12 protein-coding genes are annotated in these 11,830 nt (G+C 74.0%); 3 read left to right on the forward strand and 9 right to left on the reverse strand.

What is annotated here, in order from left to right:
• Positions 1–84: 84 nt before the first annotated feature.
• From PZ894_RS22240 to PZ894_RS22260, 5 genes are all read right to left on the reverse strand, one after another.
• Positions 85–768: an ATP-binding cassette domain-containing protein gene (locus tag PZ894_RS22240; RefSeq protein ID WP_275748157.1), complete on the reverse strand. Its 684-nt coding sequence runs from the start codon at positions 766–768 to the stop codon at positions 85–87.
• The gene (locus PZ894_RS22245) at positions 761–1,645 is read right to left on the reverse strand and encodes an ATP-binding cassette domain-containing protein (protein ID WP_275748158.1); all 885 of its coding nucleotides are present in this window, start codon (positions 1,643–1,645) and stop codon (positions 761–763) included. The genes PZ894_RS22240 and PZ894_RS22245 overlap by 8 nt, the downstream gene beginning before the upstream one ends.
• Complete coding sequence (locus PZ894_RS22250) at positions 1,642–4,704, reverse strand: FtsX-like permease family protein (protein WP_275748160.1); 3,063 nt, start codon at positions 4,702–4,704, stop codon at positions 1,642–1,644. Before PZ894_RS22250 ends, PZ894_RS22245 begins: the two co-directional genes overlap by 4 nt.
• Before the next feature lie 81 nt (positions 4,705–4,785).
• On the reverse strand, positions 4,786–6,402 hold the full coding sequence (locus PZ894_RS22255; protein WP_275748162.1) for a heme peroxidase family protein: 1,617 nt from the start codon (positions 6,400–6,402) through the stop codon (positions 4,786–4,788).
• A gap of 35 nt (positions 6,403–6,437) precedes the next feature.
• Positions 6,438–7,154 (reverse strand): N-acetyltransferase, encoded by a 717-nt coding sequence (locus PZ894_RS22260; protein WP_345799166.1) that lies wholly within the window; start codon positions 7,152–7,154, stop codon positions 6,438–6,440.
• On the opposite strand from PZ894_RS22260, the gene PZ894_RS22265 reads away from it, so the two are divergent.
• Positions 7,098–7,814: an SDR family oxidoreductase gene (locus tag PZ894_RS22265; RefSeq protein ID WP_275748165.1), complete on the forward strand. Its 717-nt coding sequence runs from the start codon at positions 7,098–7,100 to the stop codon at positions 7,812–7,814. The two genes, PZ894_RS22260 and PZ894_RS22265, sit on opposite strands and share 57 nt — an antisense overlap.
• Complete coding sequence (locus PZ894_RS22270) at positions 7,811–8,809, forward strand: S-adenosylmethionine:tRNA ribosyltransferase-isomerase (protein ID WP_275748166.1); 999 nt, start codon at positions 7,811–7,813, stop codon at positions 8,807–8,809. The genes PZ894_RS22265 and PZ894_RS22270 overlap by 4 nt, the downstream gene beginning before the upstream one ends.
• A gap of 127 nt (positions 8,810–8,936) precedes the next feature.
• On the opposite strand, the gene PZ894_RS22275 is transcribed toward PZ894_RS22270, so the two are convergent.
• Complete coding sequence (locus tag PZ894_RS22275; RefSeq protein ID WP_275748167.1) at positions 8,937–9,344, reverse strand: secondary thiamine-phosphate synthase enzyme YjbQ; 408 nt, start codon at positions 9,342–9,344, stop codon at positions 8,937–8,939.
• Between the two features lie 36 nt (positions 9,345–9,380).
• On the opposite strand from PZ894_RS22275, the gene PZ894_RS22280 reads away from it, so the two are divergent.
• Complete coding sequence (locus PZ894_RS22280; RefSeq protein ID WP_275748169.1) at positions 9,381–10,166, forward strand: GNAT family N-acetyltransferase; 786 nt, start codon at positions 9,381–9,383, stop codon at positions 10,164–10,166.
• Between the two features lie 13 nt (positions 10,167–10,179).
• On the opposite strand, the gene PZ894_RS22285 is transcribed toward PZ894_RS22280, so the two are convergent.
• The 3 genes from PZ894_RS22285 to PZ894_RS22295 form a co-directional block, all read right to left on the reverse strand.
• The gene (locus tag PZ894_RS22285) at positions 10,180–10,737 is read right to left on the reverse strand and encodes a DUF3105 domain-containing protein (protein ID WP_275748170.1); all 558 of its coding nucleotides are present in this window, start codon (positions 10,735–10,737) and stop codon (positions 10,180–10,182) included.
• 110 nt (positions 10,738–10,847) lie between these two features.
• Positions 10,848–11,150 (reverse strand): MTH1187 family thiamine-binding protein, encoded by a 303-nt coding sequence (locus tag PZ894_RS22290; protein ID WP_275748171.1) that lies wholly within the window; start codon positions 11,148–11,150, stop codon positions 10,848–10,850.
• Positions 11,147–11,740 (reverse strand): TetR/AcrR family transcriptional regulator, encoded by a 594-nt coding sequence (locus tag PZ894_RS22295; RefSeq protein WP_275748172.1) that lies wholly within the window; start codon positions 11,738–11,740, stop codon positions 11,147–11,149. The genes PZ894_RS22290 and PZ894_RS22295 overlap by 4 nt, the downstream gene beginning before the upstream one ends.
• Positions 11,741–11,830 lie beyond the last annotated feature (90 nt).

Here is an 11,830-nt window from a genome sequence, read left to right on the forward strand (position 1 = left end):
GGCGGTGGGTCCTGCACCGTCTGGTGGACGAAAAGGGTGCGAATCCCACCGCTGGCGGCCGGACCAGCCTGCGGACGGCCGGGGTCAGCCGTGGACGGGCCTGGCGAGCGGCCGCCGCCAGGTGGCGACGCCCTCGTCGAGGTGCAGCTCGCCGTCGGTCTGCTCGGCGGCCTCGGGGTCGTGCGTGGCCATCACGACCGCCGCACCGCGCTGGGCCTCGGCGCGCAGCGCGGCCATCACGCGTTCGCGGTTGGCGGCGTCGAGGTCACTCGTCGGCTCGTCGGCGAGCAGCACGCCCGCCTGCGCCGCGAAGGCCCGCGCGAGCGCGACGCGCTGCTGCTGGCCGCCGGAGAGCTCCTCGATCAGGTGGTTGCCGGACTCCTCGAGGCCGACGAGCGCGAGCGCGTGGTCGGTCCGTCGAGCGGCCTCGTCGGCCGCGACTCCACCGCTGAGCAGGGGGACGACGACGTTCTCCGCGGCGGTCAGCGACGACGCCAGCCCGTTGCCCTGCGGCACCACGACCACGCCGAGGGACGCCGCCTGCGCCCGGTCGGTGAGCACGGTGCCGGCGACGCTGACCTCGCCGGCGTCGGGGCGCAGCGCGCCCGCGAGCGCCCACAGCAGCGTGGACTTGCCGGCGCCGGACGGACCCGTGACCGCGAGCAGCTGACCCGGCTGCACCATCAGGTCCACCCCCCGCAGGGCGACCACCTGGGCCTCGCCGGCGCCGTACCGGACCTCGAGGCCGCGCGCGACGAGCTCATCCATCGGTCTCACCCCTCTCCCGGATCAGCGTGTAGCTCCCGTCCTCGAGCAGGTGGAAGCGCACGAGGGTGCCCGGCAGCAGCTCGTCACGGACGTGCAGCGGCAGCGGGAGGAACCCGTCGGGGGTCACCACGGCGTACTCCTCGCCGCTGCGCCCCTCGCCGCCGACGCGACCGTCGCGGATCGTGATCGTGCGGGGCAGGAACGCGGCGACGTCGGGGTCGTGGGTGACCAGCACGACGGTCGTGCCGAGCTCCCTGTTCAGCGCGGCCATCCGCTCCAGCACCAGGTCGCGGGCGCTGTGCTCGAGCTGGCTGGTGGGCTCGTCGGCGAGCAGCAGCCCGGGCCGCGGCGCCATCGCCACCGCCAGCGCGGCCAGCTGCAGGTGTCCGGGGCTGAGCTCCGAGAGCGGTCGGTGCGCCTCACCGCCCTCCGCCGTGCCCAGCCCGACGCCGCCGAGCACCTCGTCCGGGTCCGGGAGCTCCTTGCCGGCCTTGCGGGCGACGTCCTGGGCGAACCGGACGTTCTCCAGCGGGGTGAAGTAGGGCAGCAGGTTGCGACCGGCGCCCTGGAGCATCAGCGAGACGTCGAGCGCGCGCAGCTCGTCGAGCCGGCGCCCCGTGGCGGCCGAGAGCTCGACCTGGCCGACGAAGACCTTGCCCGCGCTGGGACGGAAGACGCCGGCGAGCAGGCTCAGCAGCGTCGACTTGCCGGCGCCGGACGGACCGAGCAGCCCGACCATCTCCCCCGCGGCCACGTCGAGGTCGACACCCGACAGGGCGGCCACCTCGTGTCCCTCGGACCGGTAGATGTGCACGAGGCGCTGCGTGCTGACCCGCAGGCCGCCCGTCGCCGGCGCGATCGTCACTGGTGCACTCACACCGTCTCCCGGAGGCGTCGCAGGTCTGCCCGGGCGGCCAGCGCCCGCCCGATGAGGATGCTGCCGGACGCGAGGACCACGAGCGCGGCCGCGGCGGCGGACAGCACGGCCGGCCAGGCCGTGTCGAGGTCGAGGGTCGACACCTCCGGAGCCGTCGCGAAGAGCGGCACGATCGACATCGCGAGCTGGGCGCCGACGAGACCCGACAGCCCACCGGCGACCACGCCGACGACGACCGCGGGCAGCTGGGAGGCCACCGCCATCGAACGCATCGACCGGGGAGGCACGCCGGTCATCCGCAGCGCGGCGAGGTCGCGGGTGCGCAGGCGCCAGCTGCTGGCTGCGCTGACGACGAGCACCAGCAGGGCGATCAGGATCGCGACGGCGCCGACCAGGGCCGCGAGCTGCAGGCTCCACGCCGCGGCCGAGTCGTCGTAGGTACGGCGTACCTCGCCGAGGGTCCGCGTCGTCGCGATCTGCACGCCTTGCTCGGCGAGCGCGTCCTCGACCCGGTCGTAGAGCTCCTGGTCGTCGCTGTCGAACCAGACCTCGAGCCGGTCGGTGGCCAGCACCGAGCGGCCGCGCTCGAGCGTGTCGAGATTGCCCACGATGGTGTTGGCCGACGACGCCGGGACCCGGGCCAGTTGGCCGACCCGCGCCGCGGGCTGGGCCTCGCCGTCGAGGCCGGCCATCGCGAAGCGGTTGCGCTCGTTGCCCGGGGGCAGCGGCCCGGACACCAGCGTGGGGACGGTGGTCGGCAGCCAGTTCTGCTGCATGGTCAGCACGGTCGCGCTGGCGGAGTCCACCTCGACGGTGAGGTGGTCGGCCGAGGTCGAGTGCGGCTCCACGGTGCCGACGGAGCGGTCCGCGAACGGCGTCCACCGGTCCGCGGGCCCGATCCCGACGGCCTCGTCGCCTCCCGTGAGGTTGCGCAGGGTGACGGCCCCGTGGATCGACGCGCCCGGCAGGCTGCTCACCCAGACGCCGCTGATCTTGCAGCCGTCCGTGCAGCTGACCTGGTGGGAGAACGACGCCGTGCGCGTGCCCTTCGGCATCTGGCCGACCGTGGTGTGCAGGGTCTCTCCACGCGGCGTGACGAGGTCGAGGCCCACGGTGACCGGGTGGTCCTTGCCGTCCTGCCGCTGCGAGGACAGGCTCGAGTCGACGAGGTCGACGGCGAACGAGTCGCCGGTGAGGACGATGGGCTCGGCGTCCGGAGGCGCGAGCTTGTCCCACAGGTCCGAGGACGGCGCACCCCCCGGGAAGAGCGCGACCTGCGAGAAGCCGTCGGGCACGACGGCCACCGTGTCGACGGCGCCGTCGCCGGGCGGGCTCACCCGCACGACCGGCGTCACGGTCGTGCCGTCGGGGTCGACCTCCGCCAGGGCGGCGCGGATGGCGAGCAGGTCGTTGCCCCGGAGCTCGGCGACGCGGGGCGCACCCGCGGTCTGCTCCGAAGCCGCCGCGCGGTTGCGCTGACCGACCACGAGCGCGTCGGCGGAGAACACCGCGAGCGCCGACGCCAGCGTGACGATCGCGACGATCCGGCGGGTCGCCGGGCTGCGCGCGGCGTCGAGCAGGCTGACGCCGGCCCGCAGCCGACCGCGGCGCAGCCGTCGACGGCCGAGCACGGCCGCGGTCGGCGTCGTCAGGTGGGCGAGGAGCAGCCCGACGACGATCGCGAGGAGGCCCGGCGCGGCCAGCGCGATCGGTCCGTCCAGACCGCCCGTCGCGAACACGACCACGATGCCGCCGCACCCCGCGATGACGACGGCGTCGGTCGCGCCGAGGGCCCACCCCGCGGCGCGCGGGGGCACCCGGCGCAGCAGCCGCTCGATCGGCTCGCGGGCGACCCGACCGACCGCGGCCAGCGTGACCGCGACCAGCACCAGGACGGCGAGGCCGAGGACGAGCACGAACGACCAGCCCAGCTCGAACGGCGGGCTGCCGGGCAGGACGGCCGTCCGGGCGATCCACGATGCGAGCACGGCGAGCGCGGCGCCCGGCAGCACGGCGGCGAGCGTCACCGGCAGCAGCTCGGCGAGCAGGAGCCGGCGGGCGCCGCGACCGCCGCGGCCCCGCAGGCGCGCGATCGCCACCTCCGGTCGGCGCTGCTCGGTGATGGCGAGCAGCACCAGCCACAGCACCACGACCGCGAGGAGGCACAGCTGTGCCATCAGCAGGGGCACGGTCACCCGCGACTGGTCGATCTGGTCCTGCACGCTCGAGGCGAGGCCGGGCAGGTCGGACACGACCCGCAGTGGTGCCTGTCCGACGTCCGGTCGGGTGTGGGCGAGCGCGTCGACGGCGGCGCCGAGCGCGATCAGGTCGTCGACGTCGACCGCCTCGGTGTCGAGGAGGTAGCCCGCGCTCGACTCCCGCACGTCGAACCCGTCCGCCGCCTGCTCGAACGGCTCCCGCGGAGCGACCCACACGTCGTGCTCCGGCGTCGTGCCGGCACCCTGGACGGCCCCGGACCGGCCGGTCAGGGACTGGCCGAACCAGTAGTCGCCGCCGCCCTGGTGGTAGATGCCCACGATCTCGAGGGTGATCTGGGCCGCGGCGCCGTTCGGCCCCGTCGCGCCCGCCACCATGACGCGCTGCCCGACGTCGTACCCGAGGACGCGCCGGTCGTCCTCGCTGACCGCGACCTCATCGGCAGCGTCGGGACAGCGCCCGTCGGCGAAGGTCAGGTGGTCGCACATCCCGTCACGCCAGATCAGGTCCCCGGATGACGAGGTCGGCGTGACCGGCACGACGACCGCGTTCGCCGTGTAGCCGAGGACGGGCGCGTGGAAGTCGCCGCGGTAGTCCGGTGGCACGAACGCCGCGACGCCCTCGGGCGGGAGGACAGGTGCCGACGTGAAGGCGCCGTCGCCGGGCGCCGACGACAGCACCAGGCTCGACCTGACGACCGGGGCGTCGGTGATCGTGATGTCGGTGAGCGCCTGTTGCATCGCCCGGTAGTAGAGCGGTGCGAACGCCGCGCAGGCGGTCATCAGGGCGGCCAGCGCTGCCACCGCGGCGGCCTGCAACGGCCGGTACCGCCAACGCCTCACGTCCCACACCCCCGTCGTGTACGAAACCGGGACACCATCTCATACGGACGGCGATCGACGGTTGCGGCACGCGGGAGTCGCTCAGGCGCCACCAAGGGGGTTGATGCCGGCCCTCCTGCCCGCGAAGGCGAAGAAGAGGAGGTCGGTCATCTCGAACGCGTCGCCGCGTCCGTGGGCAGGGTGGAAGCCGGGGTTGCGCAGCAGCGAGAACCGGCTCCCCTCCATCGCCCGGTGGAAGGTCTCGGCGACGATGCGACCGCCGACGCGGCGCATCCGGCCGTCGCCGGTCTCCGCCTCGCGCAGCACGTAGAACCACAGCGGCGTGCGCTCGACGAGCGCGTCCTTCTGGCGGTCGGTGAGCCCGTCGAGCTTCGCTCCCCCGGACCCCTGGACGATCTGGCGCCGACTCAGCGGTGGTACGGCGACGCCCGCCGCCCGCAGGGCGTCGACCATCTGCTGCCCGCTGGCGAGCCTGAGCATCGAGGAGCGCACCAGGTTGCGGAAGGCGAGGTTGCGCCTCCGGTCGTCGAACGGGATCCCCGCGCCGCCCCCGAACGTGCTCGGCGGCAGGTTCTTCAGCGGATCGGTCAGCAGCGTGTCGATCCGCTGCGCCATGTTGACCTCGTCGGGAGGCGCCAGCGCCGGGTGTCCGCCCGCCGGGAAGTCGTACATGCGCCGCCAGTCGGCCAGCCAGTTGCTCAGCAAGCGTTCCTCGCCACCGAGGTCGCCGCCGAGCGCGGAGAACTGGAACATGTAGTCCAGGAATCCGATGCCCTTCGGGAAGCGCCGGTTCCAGTCGTAGACGGGCCGCACCATGCTGTGCCCCAGCCGGAAGGCGGCGACCGAGAACTCGACGGGCATCCGCGGCATCTCGGTGGGCGCGGGTGCCGGGTCGACCAGCTTGCGTCCGTTGGCGAAGACGTCGTCGACGATCGCGGGGTCGACGATCCGCGGCAGGTAGTCGTGGCGGATCAGCCAGTGGTAGTGCAGCGTCACCGTCTTGCGCGCCCGCCGGAAGCGCTGGGCGGCCGGCACGCTCGCCGGGAGCTTGTCGACGACGCGGTTGTGGAACCGGATCATCGCGAGGTGGGTCTGCGCCACGATCAGGTTCTCGTCGTTGCGGGGATCCGGGATGAGGGCCCGGCGGCGCTCCCTGCGGGAGCCCGTCCCGACGCGCGGCAGGTCGTGGCCCGCCTTCTCGCGGTCGGGACCGATCCGGATCGTGTCGCCGGTCCTCAAGTGCTCGCCGTCGGCCGCGTAGAACTTCGCCGAACCCGCGTTGGCCGGCCCCGCGCCGTAGAGCGAGTCGAGGTCGAGCGTCGGCGACCGACCCTGCAGCAGCTCGGCGGGCGTGATGTCCTCACCCAGGCTGACGTCGGTCGCGTCCATGGTCAGGTCGTGGTCGATGAACTGGCCGAGGTAGGTGTAGCCCGCCGGGACGTCCCCACGGCCACCGCCGCCCTTGGTCATCGCCTTCGCCAGCGCCAGGCTGAGCGGCTCGGGTACGGCGCGCCCCCTCGGGCCGACGCGCGAGAAGCGGAACGGCGCCGCTGCCGTGCGGGCGTCCGCGGGGGCGACCGGTCGCGCCTCCGGCTCCGTGATCGGATCGGGCTCGTCTCCGCGACGGCCGCCGAGCTGGGTGTTGACCACACCCTCGCCCTCGATGGAGAAGGTCTCCGAACCGTGCCGGCTGTTCATGGCCCGACGCTAGGGGCGCCAGCAGGCAGTCCGCGTCATCCAGGCGGACCATCTTCGGTGGCGCCTGCGCCCTCGAGCCGGGCGAGCAGCGGGTCGCGCAGCCCGACGCAGTCGAGCGCCCAGAAGGGCTCGCAGTAGACCAGCGCACCCCGCATCCAGTCCTGGTGGGCCGGCAGCAGCACGACCTGGAACGCCGGGTCGGGGATCCGGGCCGAGGGCTTGACGAACCCGAGGGGTCCGGCAGCGGACCACCCGCGGGCGGCGTAGTAGCCGGGGTCGCCCTCGAGGAACACCGCGGGCGCTCCCAGCCGCTCCGCCTCGGCAACGGCGGCGTCGAGCAGCTGTCCGCCGATCCCCTCGCCCTGGTGGTCGGGGTGCACCGAGAGCGGGCTGAGCACGAGCACGTCGACCAGCGAGCGCCGCGCATCGAGCCACGAGCGGTTGAGCTGGACGTGTCCGACGATCCGCCCGTCCAGGTCCGCCACCAGGCTCGCGCGCGTGCTGCCGGCGGCGTCGAGGGCGCCGACGAGCCGCGCCACGGTCGGACCCTCCTCCGGACCGAACGCGGCTTCGACGGCGGCGTGCACCGCGGGGGTCTCACCCGGTTCCGCCGGACGAACGCTTGACTTGAAGTTCACTTCAACTTGCAGCCTTCTGGAGACGAACTGACGACTCGACCCTAGGAGACACCCGACATGCCTGTCGCCGTCATCACCGGAGCATCCCAGGGGCTCGGCCTCGCGCTGGCCCACGGACTGGCCGACGCGGGCTGGTCCGTCGTCGCCGACGCGCGCGACGCCGACCGCCTCGCCGTGGCCGTCGGAGGCCTGCCCGGCGGACCGCACCTCGCCGTGCCCGGCGACGTCACCGACTCCTGGCACCGCGGCGCCCTCGCCGCGTCCGCGGCCGACCTCGGCGGCGCCGACCTGCTGGTCAACAACGCCAGCACCCTGGGCTTCGAGACGGGCGGCGCGAGCCCGCTCCCCCGCCTCGCCGACCTCGACCCCTCGACGTACGCGCGGACCCTGGAGGTGAACGTCGTCGCCCCCGTCGCCCTCGCCGGGCTGCTGCTCCCGCAGCTGCGCGAGCGGCGCGGCCGGATCGTGTCGGTGACGTCCGACGCGTCGGTCGAGGCCTACGAGACGTGGGGCGGCTACGGGTCGGCGAAGGCGGCCCTCGACCACGCGACGCGCGTCCTCGCCGCCGAGGAGCCGCAGCTCCGCGTCTACGCCGTCGACCCCGGCGACCTGCGGACCGCGATGCACCAGGCGGCGTTCCCCGGGGAGGACATCTCCGACCGACCGGAGCCCGCCACCGTCGTACCGCACCTCATGGCCCTCGTGTCCGGCCAGCTTCCCAGCGGTCGCTACCGGGCCGCCGACCTGACACCCGTGACGGCGGTGCGGGCATGACGGTCACGATCCACGAGGCCACGGTCCCGCCCGAGGCACGCGGGGTCGGACGGGACGGCGTGCGGCTCGCGGTCGTGACGCCGACCGGCACGACCCACACCCGGGCGCGTCAGCTCCCCGAGCACCTGCGTCCGGGGGACCTGCTGGTGGTCAACACGAGCGCGACGCTGCCGTCGGCCGTCGACGGTGCCGGCTTCGGGGTGCACGTGTCCACGGGTCTCGACGACGGCAGCTGGGTGATCGAGGTGCGCCAGCCCGACAACAGCGGTCCGGCGGTGCCGGTGCCGGGCGAGGTTCTGACCCTGCCGGGCGGGCTGACGTTGCGGGTCGACGCCGCGCACCCGGCGGGCCAGTCGCGCCTGTGGCGGGCGGTCCCGGCCCCGGCGGTCGACCGGACGGCGTACCTGCACGCCTGGGGGCGCCCGATCCGCTACCGCTACGTCCACGGCTCGTGGCCCCTCGACACGCTGCAGAACGTCTACGCGTCCCAGCCCGGCAGCGCCGAGATGCCGAGCGCCGGCCGACCGCTGACCGAGCGCCTGCTGGTGCGGCTGATGGCCGCCGGCGTCGTGGTCGCGCCCGTCGTCCTGCACACCGGCGTCGCCAGCCAGGAGAAGCACGAGCCGCCGCAGCCGGAGGAGTACGCCGTGCCGGCGGCGACCGCCCGGCTCGTCGCCTCGACCCGGGCCGCCGGCCGCCGCGTCGTCGCCGTGGGCACCACAGTCGTCCGGGCGCTCGAGTCCGCCGCCACCGCCGACGGCCGTGTCGTGCCCACGGCGGGCTGGACGTCGCTGGTCCTCGACCCCTCTCGTCCGGCCCGGGTCGTCGACGGGCTGCTGACCGGTCTCCACGAGCCCGAGGCCTCCCACCTGCACCTGCTCGCCGCGGTGGCCGGCCGCGACCTGGTCGACCGCGGCTACGCGGACCTCTCCGCGAGCGGCGCTCCGACGTACCTCTGGCACGAGTTCGGCGACTCGATGCTGCTGCTGCCCTGAGGTGCGCAGGCGGACCGGGGGTGGCGGTGGATGATGCACCGTCTGGTGGACGCAAAGGGTGCAGAACCCACCGCCGGCCAGGCCGACCGGGGCGGCGGTGGGTAGTGCACCATCTCGACTCGGGCGTTCACGCGCCACCGACAAACGAGAAGCGCACCTCGCGCTCGGAGTTGTCGACGTTCAGGTCCACCAGGCACACGCTCTGCCAGGTGCCGAGCGACATCCGGCCGTCGAGCACGGGGACCGTGGCGTGCGGCGGCACGATCGCGGGCATCACGTGGGACCGGCCGTGTCCGCGGCTGCCATGGCGGTGCCGCCACCGGTCGTCAGCCGGCAGCAGGTCGCCGAGCGCGGCGAGAAGGTCATCGTCGCTGCCGGCACCGGTCTCGATGATCGCGATGCCCGCGGTGGCGTGCGGCACGAACACGTTGAGCAGGCCGTCCCCCCGGCCGGCGACGAACGCTCGGCAGTCGTCGGTGAGGTCGAGCACGACCTCGTCGCGTCCGGTCCGGTAGCTGCGGGTCTCGCTGTCCACGGCGACGATCGTGTCACGCCTCGGTAGCGTCGCTCCATGCACGTGCGCTCACTGGCCTTCCGGACCGATCTCGCGCTGCTGCGACTGGCCGGCAGCGAGGTCGAGGACCACGGCTCCTACGTCGCCGTGCGGACGCCGGACAACCCGACCTACTACTGGGGCAACTTCCTGCTGCTCCCCCACGCCCCGACGACCGAGGAGCTGCCGGAGTGGGTCGATCGGTTCGGCGCGACGTACCCCCGATCCCGGCACCTGGCGTTCGGCGTCGACGGAGGCTCCGGGGGGCGCGACGACCTTGAGCCGTTCCGGGTGGCGGGGCTGGAGGTGGACGCGTCCTCGGTCATGACCGCGACGTCCGTGCACGAGCCACCCCACCCCCACCGGGAGGCCACCTGTCGGCCGTTGGCCGGCGACGACGACTGGCACCAGCAGCTCGAGCTCTCGATCGCCGGCGAGCACGAGGTGAGCGGCCGCGACTTCGTCGTCGCGAAGACCGCGTCCGAGCGCGCGCTCAGCGCCCGGGGCGTGGGCGCGTGGTGGGGTGCGTTCGTCGGGGACCGGCTGCTGGCCTCGATGGGTCTCTTCGCGGCGAGCCCGGGGCTGGCGCGCTTCCAGCAGGTCAAGACCCACCCCGACGCGCGCGGGCGCGGCCTGGCGGGGACGCTGGTGCACCGGGTGAGCCGCTACGGCTTCGACGAGCTCGGCGCACGCGAGCTCGTGATGGTCGCCGATCCGGACTACCTCGCGATCCGGATCTACCGGTCCGTCGGGTTCGACGAGACCGAGACCCAGCTCCAGGCGCAGCGCACGCCGCCCGCCTGACCTGCAGGACCGGTCAGACGCTGGTCCCGGGCTCCTCCGGAGAGTCGGTCCCGCCGGGGTCGGACACTCCGCCGGCGCACGACGCGAAGGGCTCCGGCGCGGTCTCGCCGCCGCCGTACCGTCGGATGAAGAGCGGCAGGCGCGGGTCGTCGGCGCCCTCGAGCTCCAGCTGTCGTCCCCAGACGGTCGCGACCACCGGGGCGGACAGCCCCGGGTACGGCGCCAGGATGCCGTTCTGGGGCAGCTGGTCGGCCAGCCGCTCGACGTCGTCGGCGCCCAGGTCGGGGTCGTAGGAGATCCACACGGTGCCGTGCTCGAGGTCGTGCACGGCGTTCTCCTCGCGCACGGGCTCGTCGTAGACGCCGCAGTCGAGCCAGGTCGGATCGTGCTCGCCCCCGACGGCCGGGCGCTGCGGGTAGTCGACGTCGTCGCGCGTGTGCTCGACCGGCAGGTCGTCGTAGGCGCGCACGGCGCCGAGGTCGGCCGGCGTCTCGTCGTCGGTGAGGAGCAGCGGCACGGCGACCGCGAGGCAGGTCACGATCGCGACGCCGATGGCCGCGAGAGCGATCACCGGCCCGCGCGAGGGGCGCGGGGGCGGTGGACCGGACGAGACCAGGAACGTCGGGGGCGGGCCCGCGGGCGGCGGACCCGGCGGGGGCAGATACGGCGGCGGCGTGCCGCTCATCTGTCGGCGAGCAGCCGCTCGACCCGCTGCACCTTGGCGGTGAGCTGCCCCTCCCAGCCCGGTCGGATGTCCGCCTTGAGCAACAGCCCCACGCGGGGGGAGACCTCGGCGACCACGTCGACGGCCCGCTTCACCACGGCCATCACCTCGTCCCACTCGCCCTCGACGTTGGTGAACATCGAGTTCAGCTCGTAGGGCAGTCCGGACTCCTTGACGACCCGGACGGCGGCCGCGACCGCCGCCGACACGCTGCCGGTCTCGTCACCGATGGTCGGGGAGATGCTGAACGCGACGATCATGTCGCAACGGTAGCCAGCACGCCGTCGACGAGCGCACGCAGGTGCGCCGCGGTCTCGTCGGCCGACAGGGCCTCGTCGCGGCGCAGCCGCTTCCACATCGACACGTCGAGCGTGGCGGCGAGCAGGACGACGGTCCGTTCGCGGCGCCGGCCGCGGAGTCCCTCGAGCTGAGGAGCGAAGACGTGCTCGACCCAGGCGCGATGGGCCCGGCCACCACCCTCGACGAGCTGGCGGAGCTCCGCGACGCGCTCCGCGAGCACGAGGATGCGGTAGGTGCCATCGCCCGACTGCTCGTAGTCCTCCAGGACCGTGGCGACGATCGAGTCGACGTCGCCCGGCACCGTCTGGCCGCGCAGCGCGGTGACCTCGGGCACGAACCGCTCGGAGACCCCGGCGAGGTAGAGGCCGATCTTGCTGCCGAAGTGGTTGACGACGGTCTGCTGGGAGACGCCGGCAGCGGTGGCGACGTCCGCGAGCGTCACCTCGTCGAACCAGGCCGGCCCGAACAGCTCGACCGCGGCGTCGAGGATCGCCTCCCGGGTGCGCCGCATCGCCGCCGTACGGCCGGACATCTCATACCGTCGTGCCACGGCACGCCTTTCAGATTGGGCTTGACACAAATCAATATAGCGGGACACTAATCAAAACACCAGCGCCACTCCCACGACGCGACGGAGCCC

It is taken from the genome of Nocardioides sp. YIM 152315 (genome assembly GCF_029210375.1).
Classification (GTDB): Bacteria; Actinomycetota; Actinomycetes; order Propionibacteriales; family Nocardioidaceae; genus Nocardioides.